This is a genomic window from Candidatus Poribacteria bacterium (assembly GCA_016866785.1).
In the GTDB taxonomy this organism is placed as follows: domain Bacteria; phylum Poribacteria; class WGA-4E.
The window spans coordinates 23134-40410 of sequence record VGLH01000007.1 but is presented as its reverse complement, the minus strand read 5'-3'; the positions used below and the strand labels follow the sequence as shown (position 1 = coordinate 40410).

Below are 17277 nucleotides of genomic sequence, written 5' to 3'. Positions count from 1 at the left end.
CTGCCCAAGGACACAGGTCGGAGGACTCATTCAGCGCCATGCGATCCCTGCTCTCCATAGCGAAACGCCTCGCGCATCGCGCACTCCGTTCCGTAGGGCTTGACGTAGTTCGCGCGTCCTCTCTTTCCGAACAGGTATGGGGAAGCCTGAGCCGGTTGTCCATCCGCAGCGTGATCGATATTGGTGCCAACGAGGGGCAGTTTGCGCAGTTCGCCCTCGAGACCTTCAAGAATGCCAAGGTCTGTTGTTTCGAACCACTCCCAGATGTCGCGGCGCGGCTTTCGACGTGGGCGGAAGGCAGCGCAGGGCGCGTCAAGGTGTTTCCTATCGCGCTCGGAGAAGCCCCAGGCGAGGCGACGATGCTGCGACACCGTGAGTTCTCTCCATCATCGTCGATGCTTCAGACCACAAGCGATTTCGGTCGTCTCCACCCGGAACTGTTGGATCAGGAACGGATCAGCGTGCCGATCGATACGCTTGATTCGGCGCTGGCGGGCGAGTCGCTCGAGGATGGCATCCTGGTGAAGATGGACGTCCAGGGTTTCGAGGACCGAGTGATCCGGGGAGCGACGCGCACGCTGGGCAGAGCGCGCGCATGCACCATTGAGGCGAATCTCGACAGCATCTACGAGGGGCAGGCACGGTTCGACGCCTTGGTGGTGGCGCTGTGTGGGCTTGGGTTCCAGTACGGGGGCAACGTCGCCCAGGTCTATGACCCGCGGGACGGGCACGTCTCCTATGTGGACGCCTTGTTCGTGAAACCCACGACGAATCCCTCTCCGGGGGGGCGCGTGACGTGAGGCAGGTGTTCCTCAAGGACGGCGAGGTGATCGTCGATGACGTGCCGGCTCCCGTCGTGCAGGACCAATGCGTCCTTGTGCGCGTGCGCGCCTCGTGCGTTTCTCCCGGCACGGAGCTTGCCTCGCTTGAGGCGAGCGGGAAGTCATTGATCCAGCGCTCGCTGGAGCAACCACAGAGAGTTCGACAGGTCATCGACCGGGCTTTGTCATCGGGCGTCCGGGCAACGATCCGCGAGGTCCGGCGGAAGGTGTCCGCTGCACACCAGATCGGATACTCTGCGGCAGGCGTCGTCCTCGAACTAGGGCGGGGAGTCGAGGGTCTACTGCCTGGAATGGCAGTAGCATGTGCCGGTGCGCAGTTCGCCCATCACGCAGAAGTGATCTGCGTTCCAAAGAACCTCGTCGTGCCTGTTCCTCCGGCGTTGCCGTTCCGCCATGCGAGCACGGTGGCGCTCGGTGCGATCGCCCTTCAGGGGATACGTCGCGCATCCCCGACGATCGGTGAGACGTTTGTCGTGATTGGCCTTGGGGCAGTGGGCCAACTGACCGCTCAGGCGCTCAGAGCCAATGGTTGCCGCGTGATCGGATCGGACCTCTCCGCCAATCGAGTCGCCCTGGCGGAACGTCTTGGGATGGCGACACACATCGACCCGGCTGCAAACGACCCCGTGGAGCAAGTGCTACTGAACACGGACGGCCTCGGCGCCGACGGTGTGATCGTTGCCGCGCATGCAGCCAACGACGAGGTGATCTCGACGGCATTCCGCATGTGCCGGCGAAAGGGCAGAGTGGTCCTGGTCGGCCACGTCGGCCTGAATGTGCGCCGCCAGGACATCTACGAGAAGGAACTGGACTTCCTCATCTCGACTTCGTACGGTGCCGGTCGGTACGATCCCGAATACGAAGAGCGCGGCGTCGACTATCCGTTCGCGTACGTTCGCTGGACCGAGCAGCGCAACATGAGGGCGTACCTGGAACTCCTTCGTGACTCGGCGATGGATGTCGGGCCGCTGGTCGAAGCTGCCTACCCAATCGATCGGGCGGCCGACGCGTACCGTGAGCTCCAGCACGGGCAGCAGAAGCCCCTGCTGGTCGTGCTGGACTACCCGGACCCTGGCGATGCCCCATCGACGCATGTCCGCCTGGAACACACGCCGAGACGGGGGATTCAGTCTGAATCGCCGGTTCGTGTCGCCTTGGTGGGTGCAGGGAGCTTCGCCAAGGGCACCTATGTGCCCATCTTGTCGGAGCTGTCGGATCTATGCCAGGTGCGGGCCGTGGTGAGCCGCACAGGGGCGAACGCTGTCGCTGTCGCCCGTCAGCTAGGAGCCGACCACGCGCTGACGGACTACGCGGCGCTGCTTGCCGACGAAACCATCGACGCCGTCATCCTGACGACGCCTCACGATGTCCATGCCTCGATGGCGATGCTCGCGCTCAGAGCCCGGAAGCATGTCCTCGTCGAGAAGCCTCTCTGCATGACCTGGAAGGAGTACCACGACATCCAGGATCTGCTTTCGGAGCTCGGCTCGGATGCGCCTGTGCTGCAGACGGGGTTCAACCGACGGTTTGCGCCGGACATTGCGGCAATGGCGAGCATCGTCGGACGGCGCACCAACCCCATGATCATCGACTACCGGATGAACGCAGGCCGTCTGCCGCCCGACCATTGGTTCTTTTCTTCATCTGGCGGCGGACGAAATCGCGGCGAAGCTTGCCATATCTACGATCTGTTCTGCTACCTGACGGGCGCATCGGTTGAGAGCGTTGCTGTAACCCACATCGTGCCGCGCACCCATCATTGCCGGCACGATGACAACTTCTCCGCGACGTTCGCATTCGCAGAGGGAAGCATCGCGACGCTGACTTACACCGCGCTGGGATCATCGGACCACCCGAAAGAGACGATGGAGGTCTTTGTCGACGGGGCGGTGCTCACCCTCAACGACTATCGCGGCTGGGCTGCCAAGGGCGTGCGCGCGAAAGGCGACAGCAGACGCGTGGCGGATAAGGGACACCGATCCGCCGTGCGCGCGTTCTTCCAGTCCATACGACACGGAACAGAACCACCCATCCCTGTCTGGGAACAGCTACACGCGACGGAGATGACGCTCTGGGTCGAGGATCGTCTTCAGCCCCAGGCCGACGGGCTTCAAGCGGAGGTCGAATGACGGTTCTGGTGTCCGTAGATGGGCCACGTGCGTGATGGGACCGCAACGAGATCTGCTGGTGCATGCCTTCAAGGCAGCGTACGGTGTCGTGCCGTATCCGCTTCGGGCCGGGTTCCGCGACGTCGTGTTCTCGCCGAGGCTGGCGTGTCTCTACGTCGAGGCGCGAAGGCAGTTCCGCGCCGCGTGCACGTGGAACCGCGACCAGACTGAAGCGTACCAACTGGACGTCCTGCGGAGCCTGCTCGAACACGCTCGACAGCGCGTGCCGTTCTATCGCGACCTATTCAGACGACACGGCTGGCACGCCGATTCGTTCGGGTCGCTGGACGACCTCCGAAGGCTCCCTGCCCTCGACAAGGTGGCTCTGAGCGACGATCGGATGCGGTTCGTCGCTGACGACTGCCCACCACAGCGGCTCACGTACATGACCACCAGCGGATCGACCGGCATCCCGTTCGGATTCTACCTGGAACGCGGCAGGACGAACGTGGCGACCCTGGCACACCTGCACGAGACATGGGCTCAGGTCGGGTGGACGCCGCGAAGCCGCAACGTCGTGCTTCGGGGCAAGTTCGTCGGTTCCGCTGAACGTGGCCGCTATCACGCCCACGACCCACTGGCGCGAGAACTGCTGTTGTCCTCGTACCACCTCTCGCCACAGGTCATTGCCGAGCACTTTCTGCCCGCCATGCAGCGGTATCGGCCGGAGTACCTGCACGCCTATCCGTCCGCAGCGACGATCCTGGCGCAGCATGTCATCGAAACGGGTCAGAGGCCTCCGCCGCTTCGCGCCGCACTCCTTGCGTCGGAGAACCTCTACGACTGGCAACGCCGGCTCGTCGAGACGGCGTTCGGATGCCCCGTCGTGTCGTGGTACGGGATGGCTGAGCGTGCCGCGTTCGCCTTGCAGGTGGACGATCCGCCGGGGTATTGTTTCCACGCGGCGTATGGCATCGCCGAGCTGCTCTCTCCGGCAGGCGAACCGGTGACGCGCCATGGTGACGTCGGAGAGATCGTCGTGACCGGGTTCCACAATCGGGCGATGCCCTTCATACGCTACCGAACTGGTGACCTGGCGGCTCTCGACACATCCGAGACCTCCCAGTGCCCCGGTTTTCTGCGGGTCTCGCGCATCGAAGGACGGTTGCAGGAGCTTGTTGTCACAAGCGACGGCCGGCACGTCTCGATGACCGCGGTGAACATGCACAACGACCTGTTCGACCGCGTCGAGCAGTTCCAGTTTGAGCAGGTAGAGCCCGGCAAACTGTCGATGCGCATCGCGAGGCGTCCGGACTACGGCGAGGCGGACGAGCGGCGGATTTGCGACGAGATTGGGGAGAAACTGGCAGGTATCGACATCCACATCGAGTATGTCGAATCGATCCCGCGCAGCGCATCCGGGAAGCACCGGTTCCTGATCCAGCGACTCCCGGTGCGGTACTCCGATTGAGCCGACGCCTACGAACAGCATGTCCACCGCAGAGAATGCATCGATGACGGCAGACGTCGCGGTCGCCCACGTCGAGTTCCCAATGTATCCTCAGGAACCTCCCTACCACCCCGGCGACGTCTATCCCGAGTACCGGCTTGGGGAACACTCACCTCAACCGAATCACGCGTATGCCGCTGTGCGTGAAGCGTTCCATCTGAACGGCATGGATTCGGCGAACTACGGAACGGATCGCTGGAACCCGCTAGGGACGGTCATTGAGCCTGGGGATCGCGTCGTCATCAAGCCGAACTTCGTGCTCTCGTTCAACGAAGAGGGCCATGGGCTCGATCCGGTCGTCACACACCCGTCGGTGCTCCGGGCAATCGCCGACTACGCGTTCATCGCCCTCCAGGGGTCCGGTTCTGTGCGGATCGCTGACGCGCCGCAGTGGGACTGCGACTTTGAGGAACTGTCGGCATGGGGCGGGTTCGAAGCCATCACGGCGTTCTACGAGCGCCACAGGCTCGATTTCGCTTTCCTCGACCTGCGCAAGCTGCGCCGTCGCGTGACGGATCGCGGGTACGTTCGGCAGGATGACCGCGTCTACTTGGATGGTGATCCTAATGGGTACACCGTCGTCGACCTGGGAGCACGAAGTGCGCTCGCGGATCTGCCGAATCCTGAGCGTCTCTACGGCAGTGACTACGACCGAACCGAGACCGTGAGCCACCATCACGAGGGTCGCCACGAGTACCTAGTCTCCCGCACCGTCCTAGAGGCTGACATCGTCATCAATGCGCCCAAGATGAAGGTGCATAAGAAGGTCGGCGTCACGCTGAATATCAAGAACCTCGTCGGGATCAACGGCGACAAGAACTACCTGCCCCACTACCGCGTCGGCTCGCCCAGAGAAGGCGGCGACGAATACCCGGACACGATGGACGTCAAGGGCCGAAAAGCCCTGGCAGCGAGGACATGGCTCCAGGAGCGCCTGCTGACATCGGGGTCGCGCGTTGGGGAGTTCATCTACTCGGTCGTATTTGGCGCATACCGTCTGCTGCGCGATGGATTGCACGTTCGCGTCGACAAGCCGGTCGTGGCCGGGAACTGGCACCGCAACGACACCTGCTGGCGCATGGCCGTCGATCTGATGAACATCCTGATCTACGCCGATGCCGACGGCACGATCCGGGATGAGCCGCAGAGGCGGTTCCTATCGGTCGTCGATGGCATCGTCGGCGGGCAGTTGCACGGACCCCTGTCCCCCAAGCCAATCGCCAGCGGCTGGGTGGTCGTCGGGGACCATCCGTACGCGGTGGACATGGCGGTGACGCGGCTCATGGGGTTTGACTGGCGAAAGGTACCGCAGCTCGGGTTCGCCCAGGCGGAGGCGTCGACGGGCTCGCTTGCCGAGCGCTTCCGGCTCGCGGACCCGGACGCGCTGCGTGTCCACGCAAGAGATGGCGATGTTTCGTCGATGATGCGCCATCGTCGGCGTGTGGGCGTGGAGTTCGACCCGCACCCCGGCTGGCGAGGTCACATCGAGCTGCTGGCAGACGAACAGGAACCGAACGCGTAACGCGTGAGACGGGCACCGATGCGGATCGGCTTCAACACGCTATCTGAGAACCCCTTCAGCCCCAGCGGCGCGCAAGGGTACTTCATCAATCTGCTGCGGGAGATCGGCAAGCTCGACACCGAGAACGAGTACGTCGTGTTTGTCAGTCGGACGAACCGGCATCTCTACGAGTTCGGGTACCAGAACTTTCGCCTAGTCCATGGCGGCCCGTCCAACGAAGCCCGCAAGTGGCGCGTCTTGGCGGAACACACATCGATTCCTGCATTGCTCTGGCGCTACCGCGTCGATGTGTTCAACGCGCCAGCGACGATTGCTCCGATCACGTCACCGGGCAAGCTCGTCCTGACGGTGAAGGCGCTTACGCAGTTTCATCATGCGGGAGCAGTTCCGTGGCGCGTGCGAACCTACCGGAGCCTGATGCTGGAGCGTTCGGCGCGGCGTGCGACGCTTGTCGTCGCAAACTCCGATAGTTGCGTCGAAGACGTCGACAGGTTTCTGCGTGTCCCCCGAGCGAAGATACGAAAGGTCCACGAGGCATACGACCCGACCATCTTCCACGTCATGGACCTAGCGTTCGTCAAGGCTGAGCTTTCGCGGAGATTCAGGATCGAACGTCCGTACGTGCTGTTTGTCTCCAGTTTCTATCCGTACAAGAACGCAGAGGGTTTGCTCGAAGCGTTTCGACGGGTTTGCGACAAGCCGGCGTGCAAAGACATGCTTTTGGTATGCGTCGGCGGGAATGACACGGACGGGTATCTCGGCAAGATCAAACGGCAGGCAGAAGCCATCGGGCTTGCTGACCGTGTTGTTTTCACGGGCTACCTTCCGCATCCGGACGTAGCTCTCTTCTACAATGGCGCGAGCGTATTCGTGTATCCGTCACACTACGAGACGTTCGGTCTGACAATCCCGGAAGCCATGGCCTGCGGGGCTCCCGTCATAGCGTCCAACGTGATGTCCATCCCCGAAATCGCCGGAGGCGCCGCGGTGTTGATCGATCCGAAATCTGTCGATGAGATTGCGGACGCCATCGAGCGAGTCGTCAGCGAGGATGATCTGCACACAAGGTTACGCGAAAGCGGTCTCGCGCGAGCGCAGGACTTCTCCTATGAGCGGACGGCGGGGCAAATGATCGGCATTTACGCCGAAGCCGCCCACATGTAGTCGTACAGTCGGCAAGCGTCGCCATGGGACGCCGCTGCCTGTGCAGCACGACCCGATCCGTCGATCCTTAGGGACTATTCGATGCGCGTCGCGATGCTGATCCACAACGTCTGCAACGGCTCTGCCTATGTCAAGGTCGCCGAGATGGCGGAAGCCGTCGCGGCAAGGGGCCATCGCGTGACGTTGGTTTCGACGTCGCCGACTCGGTTGCTGCGGTTCCAGCGGCGTGTGCAGGCGAACGTCGAGTACCTCGAAGCACCGGATCTGTTGTGGGGCCCGCTCAGGCAAGGAGCGGACCCGATCAACGGCATCCGGCGGATCCTCCGCCTGCGGGCTGAGGCGTTCGATATCGTCCATGCTATCGACTGCCGGCCAGCCGTGTTGCTGCCAGCGCTGTATTTCCGTCATGTCCAGCAGCGTCCGCTGGTGCTGAGCTGGTGGGACTGGTTCGGGAAAGGCGGGACCATGGTGGGCCGCTCCTCCCGACTCTACCAGGACACCTTCGGGCATCTCGAGACGTGGTTTGAAGAGGCGTTTCGCCATCACGCCCATTCGGCAACCGTGGTGTCGCAGGCGCTGTTCAGACGGCTGAGCTCAATGGGCTACGATCCGACGCGGATCCTCATCCAGCGCCCCGGATGCTTTGTCTCGCGCTATGTCCCATTCGGTTGGGGGAACCCACAGCGCGAGTTGAGGCGAGGTCTCGGGCTCCCGGAAGATGATCCGATCCAGGTCTACGTCGGTGCGCTGAATCGTTTCGATCTGAAGCTCCTGCTGGACTCGTTGGAACTGCTGAGACAGAGACGTGCACTGCCGCTGACCGTGCTCGTCGGGGAACACGACGTGAGCCCATTGGACGCCAAACGGCTTCGCGTTCGAACAACCGGTCGGCTGGAATCGTTCAGCGATATGCTCAGGCATGTCGGCGCTGCCGACCAGGCTCTGCTGCCGCTCCAGCTGACGACTGCCAACATGGCGCGATGGCCGTCGAAGATGGGAGACTACTTCTGTTGCGGTAGAGCGATCGTCGCTACGCCTGCGACCGATTTACCGGACGTCTTCGCCGAGCACGACATCGGCGTGCTTGCACACGACGACTCTCCGGCTGCCTTCGCGGATGCCATGGAGTCGGCTCTGTCGGACATCTGCGCTACGCGCGCGCGCGGCGACAACGCTCGCCGGTTCGCCGAAGCCGTGCTCGACTGGGACTCGATTGCGGGGCAGTTGATCGAATGGTACGACACCACGGCGAGTGCGTTCTACTCGCGATAGGTGTTGTTTCTGCAGCCTGGCATTGTGCGTCTCTGGTCTGGCGTGCTAACGTTCACGCGTCCACGGACATTCGGAGCGCTCGACTCGCGACCGACCCGAGCTAGGGAGTCCGTCACCGGAGCCTCAAACGTTGATGGGAAGACACATGGGGAGAACGGTCTTCGTCTCCGGTTGCTATGACACGATCCACGGTGGACACATCGAGTTCTTTCGAGCGGCTCGGGCGTTAGGCGACCGACTCGTCGTGTCCGTCGCGTCAGATCGCGTGCTGATGCGGCACAAGTACCGACTCCCGGCGATGCCGGAACAACACCGCTTGGAGGTCGTTCGTGCCATTCAGTACGTCGACGAAGCCTACCTGAGCTCGGGAGATCGGGTCGGCCTCGACTTCCAAGAGGTCTTCGAGCGGATCAACCCCAGCATCCTCGCCGTCACGCAAGATGACCGGTTCGAGTCGATGAAGCGCGAGCTATGCGCCAAAGTCGGTTGCGAGTATGTCGTCCTTCCGAAGACCCTCACGTATGAGCAGATCAGTTCGACCGAGATGCGCGCGCGCGCCGCAGCGCCGTGGATGGTTCCGCTTCGCGTCGATATCGCAGGCGGGTGGCTCGACTACGTGAAGGCGAGCGGCGGGATCGAGGGATATGTGGTCAACTGCTCCGTGTCGCCTCTGGTGGGCATCGGGGAGTGGTCCTACGAGAAGGGCGCCGGCTTGGGCGGGTCCGCCGCATGGAGCGCGTTGCACGGCAACAACTCGTTCTTGTCCGAGTGGGCTGGAGGTCGCGGCTGGCAAGACCCCGCCGTCGTCTTGGAGACCGGCTTGTGCGTATGGAGAGCTGGCGACGCAGCCGGGCTGGTCATGAAGCGGAACCCGGCGTTCCTCAAGGGACACATGGTCGCCGTGTGGACGTACGCGCGGGATGAATCCTTCGACCCAGCGTTGATCCACCGGGACTATGACGCGATCGTCGAGGCAGGCGAGACGGCGATGCGCGGAGCTCTCAACAGCGACATCGATCTGTTGCGCGAAGCGATCGACCGATCATACGAAGTGCAGTTGGACGAGCGCATGCCGCCTCTCCCGGAAGCAGGCGGGGCATCGCGAAAGTATTGTGGCGCCGGATGGGGCGGGTACGCGCTGTATCTCTTCGACGATCCAGACCGTCGGGAGTCGTTCGTGTCGTCGACACCAGGGTCGATTCCCGTCGAGCCGCACATGCGTTACATGGAGTTTGCCGCGGAACTGGATGATCGAGTGAATCCGCATCAGGGCTAGCCTAGCTGTGCCGTAGTGAACCTACCGGCGGACCAGAGCGTTCCACCATTGCGCTCAGACAGCCACCAGTACCGGCTCCGCCGTCGTTGACGCCCATGGGTGATTGAATGGAAGTGTCGGTCGGTACGACGCCTGCCGAGGGCAGCAAGCCAATCCAACGCGCGCTCAAGCGCTTGCTTGACGTCGTTGTCTCGGCGGTCGGAATGGTCGTGTTGCTCCCCGTATTCCTTCTGCTCATACTCGCCGTCAAGTTGACATCTCGCGGACCGGCATTCTACCGATGGGAGGTCATCGGGAAAGGGTGCAGACCGTTCCGCAGCTACAAGTTCCGCACGATGGTCGCCAATGCCGACCAGATCAAGCGTGAACTGATGACGCACAACGAGATGATGGGCCCGGTTTTCAAGATGCGCGAGGATCCGCGCATCACTCAGATCGGCAGAGTCCTGCGGAAGTACAGCCTCGACGAGCTGCCCCAGGTATGGAGCGTCTTCAAGGGAGACATGAGCCTCGTCGGACCCCGTCCCTGCCTCCAGTCGGAGTTGCCGCACTTCTCGGAGTGGCATCGTCAGAAGTTCGCTGTGACGCCTGGCATTACATGTCTCTGGCAGATCAGCGGGCGCAACGAGATCAAGGACTTCGATATGTGGGTGAAGATGGACCTCGAGTACATCGAGCACTGGTCCTTCTGGCTAGACCTCAAGATACTCGTGAAGACCATCCCAGCCGTCCTGTCCGGCAGAGGGGCTTCATGAGAGCGCTAGTCACAGGCGGCGCCGGCTTCATCGGATCACATATCGTCGATGCCCTCCTTAAGCGCCACTATCGTGTCCGCATCGTGGACGCGTTGGATCCGGTCGTTCACGCCGGAGGAATGCCTTCGTACGTTCCGGACAACGTCGAGGTTCTCTCGGGAGACGTGCGCAATCCCGAACTGATGTCGAGAGCCCTCGCCGACGTCGACGTCGTGTTCCACGAAGCCGCGCGCCAAGGGTTCTTGCCGGAGTTCAGCCGATTCTTCGACGTCAACACGGTCGGCACGGCGCTGATCTTCGAGACGATCGTGGCACAACGCCTGCCCGTGCGGAAGGTGGTCGTCGCGTCCTCTCAGGCGGTCTACGGCGAGGGGAAGTACTACTGCCCGTCATGCGATCGGATCGAGTTCCCAGGACCGCGCGATGAGGCGCGCCTACTGCGTTCGGAGTGGGAGGTACCCTGCCCGACGTGCGGAACCGATCTGCGGTGGCGCCACACGGACGAGGCGACGGTCAAGCCTTTCACGCAGTACGCGCTGTCTAAGTACACGCAGGAAATGGTCGCCCTGAACTTCGGGCGGCGGTACGGCATTCCCTCGGTCGCTCTTCGCTACTCGATCACGCAAGGACCCCGACAGTCGTTCAAGAATGCCTACAGCGGGATCCTCCGCATCTTCTCCCTGCGATATCTCCAGGGGTTAACCCCGGTGATCTACGAAGACGGGCGCATGCAGCGGGACTACGTGCATATCGACGATGTCGTCGAGGCGAACATGGTCGTGCTGGATAGTTCCGAAGCCGACTTCCGGGCGTTCAATGTGGGTTCCGGCGTCGCCACGACGCAGATCGAATACGCTGAGAAGCTCGCGGCGCACCTGAAAGTCGATCCCGTCTACTCGGTTCCCGGCGAGTTCCGTTACGGTGACGTACGTCACATCGTGTCTGACGTGTCCGGTCTCTGCGCGCTCGGGTGGCGTGTGACGAAGTCCTTGGACGAGATCATCGCCGACTATGTGGCGTGGCTCGGAGAGCGTACGGACCTCGCGGACTACTTCGAGGATGCCGCGCAGGCGATGAAGGCTGTCGGGGCGGTCCGTCAAGCGCTGGCGTGAGGGACGCCGCGTGAAGGCTTTCTTGCTTGCTGCCGGACTGGGCACGCGCCTACGGCCCCTGACCTACGAACTGCCGAAGTGCATGCTGCCGATTAATGGAGCACCTCTGCTAGCGATCTGGTTGGATCTGCTTCAGCAGCATCGGATCAGTCAGGTTCTGATCAATACGCATTACTTGCCCGAGTCGGTGGAACGCTATCTCGCGTCGGCGCGTCCGAGCTACGGCATCCATGTCTTCACGTCGCATGAGGAAGAACTCCTAGGGAGCGCTGGGACGATCCGGCGACACCGCGGATGGGTCGAGGGCGATCACAACTTCCTGGTCTGCTATGCCGACAATCTGACGGACGCCGATCTGTCTCATCTGGCAGCGAGCCATCGCCAGGACCGTGACGTGCTGACGATGGCGCTGTTCGAGTCCGACAATCCGCGCGGTTGTGGGATCGCGACTCTCGACGAGGACTCGACCATTGTCGATTTCGTCGAGAAGCCCGAAAAGCCAGTGAGCCGATGGGCGAACGCCGGGATTTACGTTGCCTCAAGGTCCTTTCTAGACTACATTGGCGAGGCGGACGCCGACATCGGCAAGGACGTACTGCCACGGCTAGTCGGGAAGATGCGCGGTACGCCGGTTAAAGGCTACTTGCGCGACATCGGCACAATGGAAAGCTACGCCCGGGCTCAGTTGGACTGGTACCGGAGACGCACATCAGAGACACGGTAGGGCTCCTGCGGCGGACTGCAGGGGGCCGGAGGCGCCGACTCAGCAATGCTCATCACCCAGACGCCGTTGCGCATCAGCTTTGTCGGCGGCGGAACCGACATGCCGGACTTCTACCTGGATCACGCAGGCGCCGTCGTCAGCACTGCCATCGACAAGTACATCTATGTGATCGTGAAAGAACGGTTCGACTCTGACATCTACATCAACTACTCGAAGAAAGAGATCGTCTCCGACGTCGATGCCATCGAGCATGACATCGTCCGGGAGTGCATGCGCAAGCTTGAGGTAGATGGTGGCGTCGAGATCACCTTCCTGGCGGACATCCCCTCGCGCGGAACCGGGCTCGGCTCGTCGAGCAGTGTGACCGTGGGCTTGCTCAACGCCCTCCACGCGTACAAAGGCGAACTGGTCGATGCCGAGCACTTGGCGCGTGAAGCGTGCGAAGTCGAGATCGACATCCTCCGCCATCCGATCGGTAAGCAGGACCAGTACATCGCCGCCTACGGCAACTTCCGCCACATTGAGTTCCGCCAAGACGATCGAGTCGATGTGACGGCCGTGCGCGTGAGCCCGGAAGCCCGACGTTCGCTCTCGCGCTCGTTGCTCCTCTTCTACACGGGCATCGAGCGAAAGGCGAACGCGGTACTTGCCGAGCAGAAACAGAACATCCCCGAGCGGTCCGAGTATTTCCTTCTCCTCAAGAAGTTGGTCCCAAGAACCCTGGAACTCCTGGATGAACTGAATCGGACTCCGACTAGAGGTCCACTGATCGAGGAGTTCGGAACCATCCTGCATGACGGATGGCTCCTCAAGCGGCAGTTCGCCAGCAAGGTCTCCAATAGCCAGATCGACGCCATGTACGAGACCGCGCTGGAGGCTGGAGCGATTGGTGGGAAGCTGCTGGGAGCCGGAGGCGGCGGGTTCCTGCTTCTGTGTGTCCCGATCGATCGCCAGGAGAGAGTGCGTGAGGCGCTCGGTCACCTGCGAGAGTTCCCGTTTGACTTCGTCCAAGACGGCAGCAAGATGGTGTTCAACATCCGGCAAGCCTAGTCCCGCCATCTTTCTGGATCGCGACGGCGTCATCAACGAGCGCGTCATCGGCGGCTACGTCACGTCCTGGCGTGAGTTCCGCTTCCTGCCATCGTCGCTGGATGCGCTCCGCGATCTGTCCTTCTTGAACCTTCCCGTGGTTGTCATCACAAACCAGCAGGGCATCGGCAAGGGGCTGATGTCCGAGTCCGACTTAGCTGAGATTCACGAGCGGATGGTGGACGCGGTTTCTGCCCACGGAGGACGTATCGACGCCATCTACCACTGTCCTCATCTGCGAGAGTCAGACTGCGAATGTCGGAAGCCGAAGCCCGGCATGCTTCGCCGCGCGAGCCTGGACCTGGGGATCGACCTGCCGCAGAGCTGGTTGGTCGGCGATTCGTGGTCGGACATCGCCGCCGGGGCGGCTTCCGGCTGTCGCACGGTTCTGGTCGGCGACGATGCCACATCCGATCCAGCAGAGCCGTCGAGTCTGGGCGTGACGCCGACCGAGCGTCGGGCGATGCTGGTCGATGCCGTGCCTCTCCTCGTGGTTCACCTATCGCCGTTCAAAGGTCACGTCGGATGACGCGTCGTCAGATCGCGTTTCGTCTGGTGCTCGTGCTCTGCGCTGCGGGCATGTTCCTGGTGGTTGGGCAAGCGTCGGCGAACCCGACGATCCTTCTCGGTAGGGACGACGAAGCATCGCGTCTGCTGACGTCGCTCGCCGTGCGCGGCGTCGTGCCCATCGAAGCCATCGGGTTCCGGCAGCACGCCCGGCGCGAGTTGGTGGATTGGCTCGAACGAGCTCTTGCGGTTCCGTTGTCGGAGTCGGACGAGGCGCGCGCTCATGACCTCCTTTCATATCTCCGGTTCCAGACGAGCTCGATGACGGTCCGCTCAAACGATCCCCTCGGTATTGCTGCGGTGTCGATCGGGATCGAAACGCGCGCCGAACGCGACGATTCGGGTGTGAGCTCGATTGCCTCGATCCGTTCCGGGATCATGGGGGAGACCGGCAACTTCGGCTTTCTGAGCGAGCTCACTTGGGGCGTCTCGTCGGAGGGCTATCCGTATCGTCCCGATGAGCATCCGCTGGCGGGCGAATCGTTCTCGTTCCTCCCGAACCAGATCAACGGCGCACGAGGGCACGTCTCGGTTGGCACGCCGCGTTTGAACGTTCAGGTGGGTCGTCTCAACGCGGTGTGGGGACCGGGAACCTTCGAGCATCTCGCGCTTTCGGCGGCGTCGGACGGTAAGGACGGCGTGCGATTTGCCGCGTCCTTTGGACCGCTGCGATTCGAGAGCTTGACGTTCGCGCTCCCCCATGCCGGCACTTCCACCTACTGGTCTGGGCACCGTCTGAGTGCGCGGGTCTCGGACCGCGTGGCATTGAGCGCGTACGAGGGCGTGGTGTACCGGGATCGCCTCGAGCTCGCGTACGTGAACCCGGTCGGCGTCTACGTCTTCCTAGTGCCGATGGTTGAGAGTGGCATCGCTGCCCCGGGCGGCGACGGCTACGCCGGTGACAACATGTTCTTCGGCGGGGACATCGTGGCGCGGATCGCCCCGCGAACGGTCGCCTTTGTCGACATCTTCTTCGACGACCTCCAGCCACAAGAGGGGGTTGGGCTCCTTCGGAACTGGGACTCGAAGTACGGTGTCCACGCGGGAATCCACGCATTCGATGTGCTTCCGCTCGGCGGAGCCGACGTCCGCGCGGAGTACGCGTTCGCGAACCAGTGGCTGTATACACACGAAGCGGACGGGCTGAACTACTCGCTGGGCGGGCGGCCGCTGGGACTGAGCACGGGCCCGGACTCCGATCTGATTGCCGTCGAAGTCTCGCGAGCGGTCGGCGCGCGCGGCAGAACGGGTCTGCTGCACCAAACCGCGCGGCAGGGCGAGACACGCCTTGCGGATCGGCATACGGCGGCTGATCCGCTCTCGTGGAACTATCTCTCGGGGACCGTGGAGTCCATATCGGAATCGTCGGCATTTTACTCGCACACGCGCGCGGGTGGCTTCGAGGGAGTCGTGAGCGCCGGCATCCGGCGCGTGCGGAACCTGGACCATCGAGCCGGGGTAGACGAGACCCACTTGACTGCCGAGGTCGCGGTTCGCGTGACCTACTAGCCGGTTCCACAGCCGCGCCTGTGCGGACGCGACAAGGCGGGCGAACATCCGCCGACAGGCTGTCACTTCGCGGATCGGACGTAGATGCGCAACTCAGGATGCGCCAGCGCGTTCAGCGGGAATGGCAGTGGTCGCTCCAACAATCCCCAGCGTTCGAGCCAGCCCGGCGGCTTTGCGGCGAATCGCCGAGCTTCGACGTACCTGGAACCGGCGAGCAACGTCCGGTAGAACGGTTCCGACGCGAAGTCGGCGCGTTCGAGCGGGAAGAAGTCCGATTCACGATAGGCATCTGGATCGTTGGACACGGCTGAGTGAATGCTCTCCTCTATAGATGCCACGAGGAACGCGTCCGCCTGACCGACATCCGCAAGCAAGGGGCCCGTAACGATGCTCTGCGGGTAGACCCAATTCAGGACTGGGAGTGAGGGTCCCGCAGAGAGCGGTTGTGACGGGTTTGCTCGTATCCACGACGCGACGCTCTCGATGGTCGAAGGCTGACGTATCGCCGACTCGATGGCGGCGGACGCCAGGGCAGCCTGGAGGACGGCGGGCGCCGCGCAAGCGATGGCGAACCCTCTCCAGCCTCGTGGGAGCCGCACCACGGCGCGCGACGCCGTGAGGTACAGCGGCGGCAGGACGGCGAGCCAGTGGCGACCGAAACTCAGCCGCTGGAGCAGAATCGGCGCCGCCGCGCAGACCAACCACACGAAGAGAGCAGCATCGAACCGCCGCCAGTGCCGGATCTGAGTCAAGGCGAGACCCACCATCGATACGGCGAAAGCGACGAGGAGGGGTCCCGCAGCCCATGCGAGGGCGGAGGCGTGACGAACGACGGGCGTCCATGGCATGTCGCGCGCCGTTGCGACGATACCGAAGTGCCCGAGGCGGTAATGCCCGAGTTCGTATCGAAGGTCGGCGAACACACCGGCGGCGGGATCGACGATGCTCGTGAGGATATACGGACAGCCGACGATGAATCCGACCGCGACACCGCCTAGAGCGATTGCGCTGAGGAAAAGCGCCGCTCTCCGATTGCTGGCATTCAGAAGCACCAGCGCTGGCGCAACGGCGATGACCGCCGGCAGCTTGAACGCCGCTCCGAGACCGGCGAGCACGCCGGCAACCAGGGCGCGGACAGGGGCGTTCCATCGTGGCTCCGAGGCGGCGAGCGACGAGGCGAGTGTCAGAGCCAGAGCAGGCACATCGACCAGCGCCAGAGCCGCTTCTCCCGTGACGAACGCGGGCGAGGCGACCAACGCGATGGCGGCGGCTCCATCCGTTGCGCCATTGCGTCGCGCCAGTCGGAGGAGCGCCAGGATGGCGAACACCTGGAACGCCAACGTCCACCGCCGTCCGGTTTTGGCAACGTCGCGCTCATTGGACACATCCGGTGTGGTAGCGGCGATCAAGGCGACCCACGGCGTTCCGGGCCAGTGAAAGAGCGTGAGCGGTTCACCCGCACGTAGGCGCTGGGCTTCCCTTGCGATGAGGCGCTCGCGCGGATCCGGAGTCACGTCTCCGTCGAGGACGCCGGGCAATCTCCACGCGAGGACGGCGATGACCAGCAACGTCGCCTGTAGTGTCGGTCGGTGCAGAGCGAGTCGGGCGCGTTCAGCAGCTCGGAGTCGCAGGTCTGGTAATCCCGGAGACGGCATATCTCGTCAATGATCCAATGGTGATGGGCGCAGCACGGGCGCTGCGTTGAAACGGAATTGAACCGGCTGGCGTTGATCGTAACGATGCGGACTGGATAGGTGCAATAGCCGACGTGTGCGATGCCCTGGACGCAGGCGGAAACGCCTTGACACATCTGGGCGGTCGGTGTAT

General features: G+C 63.0%; 14 protein-coding genes. 13 read left to right on the top strand and 1 reads right to left on the bottom strand.

The window, feature by feature from the left end; all coding sequences use genetic code 11:
- The first annotated feature begins 38 nt into the window (after positions 1–38).
- From FJZ36_02105 to FJZ36_02045, 13 genes are all read left to right on the top strand, one after another.
- Entirely contained in the window at positions 39–800 is a 762-nt protein-coding gene (locus tag FJZ36_02105; protein MBM3213694.1) for an FkbM family methyltransferase, read from the top strand.
- Positions 797–2971, top strand: a complete 2175-nt coding sequence (locus FJZ36_02100) for a zinc-binding dehydrogenase (protein ID MBM3213693.1) — start codon at positions 797–799, stop codon at positions 2969–2971. The genes FJZ36_02105 and FJZ36_02100 overlap by 4 nt, the downstream gene beginning before the upstream one ends.
- Positions 2972–3005: 34 nt before the next feature.
- A complete protein-coding gene (locus FJZ36_02095; GenBank protein ID MBM3213692.1) occupies positions 3006–4421 on the top strand; it encodes a phenylacetate--CoA ligase family protein in 1416 nt (471 codons plus the stop codon).
- A gap of 19 nt (positions 4422–4440) precedes the next feature.
- Entirely contained in the window at positions 4441–5982 is a 1542-nt protein-coding gene (locus tag FJZ36_02090) for a DUF362 domain-containing protein (GenBank protein MBM3213691.1), read from the top strand.
- Between the two features lie 3 nt (positions 5983–5985).
- Positions 5986–7146: a glycosyltransferase family 4 protein gene (locus FJZ36_02085; protein ID MBM3213690.1), complete on the top strand. Its 1161-nt coding sequence runs from the start codon at positions 5986–5988 to the stop codon at positions 7144–7146.
- 81 nt (positions 7147–7227) lie between these two features.
- The gene (locus FJZ36_02080) at positions 7228–8418 is read left to right on the top strand and encodes a glycosyltransferase family 4 protein (protein MBM3213689.1); all 1191 of its coding nucleotides are present in this window, start codon (positions 7228–7230) and stop codon (positions 8416–8418) included.
- 145 nt (positions 8419–8563) lie between these two features.
- A complete protein-coding gene (locus tag FJZ36_02075; protein ID MBM3213688.1) occupies positions 8564–9694 on the top strand; it encodes an adenylyltransferase/cytidyltransferase family protein in 1131 nt (376 codons plus the stop codon).
- A gap of 107 nt (positions 9695–9801) precedes the next feature.
- Entirely contained in the window at positions 9802–10449 is a 648-nt protein-coding gene (locus FJZ36_02070; GenBank protein MBM3213687.1) for a sugar transferase, read from the top strand.
- Positions 10446–11561 carry an NAD-dependent epimerase/dehydratase family protein gene (locus FJZ36_02065; GenBank protein MBM3213686.1) on the top strand — a complete coding sequence of 372 codons (1116 nt, stop codon included), beginning with the start codon at positions 10446–10448 and terminating at the stop codon, positions 11559–11561. Before FJZ36_02070 ends, FJZ36_02065 begins: the two co-directional genes overlap by 4 nt.
- Positions 11562–11571: 10 nt before the next feature.
- A complete protein-coding gene (locus tag FJZ36_02060) occupies positions 11572–12285 on the top strand; it encodes a nucleotidyltransferase family protein (protein ID MBM3213685.1) in 714 nt (237 codons plus the stop codon).
- A 45-nt stretch (positions 12286–12330) separates the two neighbouring features.
- Positions 12331–13335, top strand: a complete 1005-nt coding sequence (locus tag FJZ36_02055; GenBank protein ID MBM3213684.1) for a GHMP kinase — start codon at positions 12331–12333, stop codon at positions 13333–13335.
- Positions 13220–13903 carry an HAD family hydrolase gene (locus FJZ36_02050; GenBank protein MBM3213683.1) on the top strand — a complete coding sequence of 228 codons (684 nt, stop codon included), beginning with the start codon at positions 13220–13222 and terminating at the stop codon, positions 13901–13903. The genes FJZ36_02055 and FJZ36_02050 overlap by 116 nt, the downstream gene beginning before the upstream one ends.
- Entirely contained in the window at positions 13900–15450 is a 1551-nt protein-coding gene (locus FJZ36_02045; protein MBM3213682.1) for a hypothetical protein, read from the top strand. Before FJZ36_02050 ends, FJZ36_02045 begins: the two co-directional genes overlap by 4 nt.
- 62 nt (positions 15451–15512) lie before the next feature.
- On the opposite strand, the gene FJZ36_02040 is transcribed toward FJZ36_02045, so the two are convergent.
- A complete protein-coding gene (locus tag FJZ36_02040) occupies positions 15513–17105 on the bottom strand; it encodes a hypothetical protein (GenBank protein ID MBM3213681.1) in 1593 nt (530 codons plus the stop codon).
- Positions 17106–17277: the final 172 nt, after the last annotated feature.

Bases quoted from the DNA above. Each gene is read 5' to 3' on its own strand.
- FJZ36_02105 (MBM3213694.1), top strand. From the start codon at position 39: ATGCGATCCCTGCTCTCCATAGCGAAACGCCTCGCGCATCGCGCACTC.
- FJZ36_02095 (MBM3213692.1), top strand. From the start codon at position 3,006: ATGGGACCGCAACGAGATCTGCTGGTGCATGCCTTCAAGGCAGCGTAC.
- FJZ36_02090 (MBM3213691.1), top strand. From the start codon at position 4,441: ATGTCCACCGCAGAGAATGCATCGATGACGGCAGACGTCGCGGTCGCC.
- FJZ36_02080 (MBM3213689.1), top strand. From the start codon at position 7,228: ATGCGCGTCGCGATGCTGATCCACAACGTCTGCAACGGCTCTGCCTAT.
- FJZ36_02075 (MBM3213688.1), top strand. From the start codon at position 8,564: ATGGGGAGAACGGTCTTCGTCTCCGGTTGCTATGACACGATCCACGGT.
- FJZ36_02070 (MBM3213687.1), top strand. From the start codon at position 9,802: ATGGAAGTGTCGGTCGGTACGACGCCTGCCGAGGGCAGCAAGCCAATC.
- FJZ36_02065 (MBM3213686.1), top strand. From the start codon at position 10,446: ATGAGAGCGCTAGTCACAGGCGGCGCCGGCTTCATCGGATCACATATC.
- FJZ36_02055 (MBM3213684.1), top strand. From the start codon at position 12,331: ATGCTCATCACCCAGACGCCGTTGCGCATCAGCTTTGTCGGCGGCGGA.
- FJZ36_02045 (MBM3213682.1), top strand. From the start codon at position 13,900: ATGACGCGTCGTCAGATCGCGTTTCGTCTGGTGCTCGTGCTCTGCGCT.
- FJZ36_02040 (MBM3213681.1), bottom strand. From the start codon at position 17,105: ATGCCGTCTCCGGGATTACCAGACCTGCGACTCCGAGCTGCTGAACGC.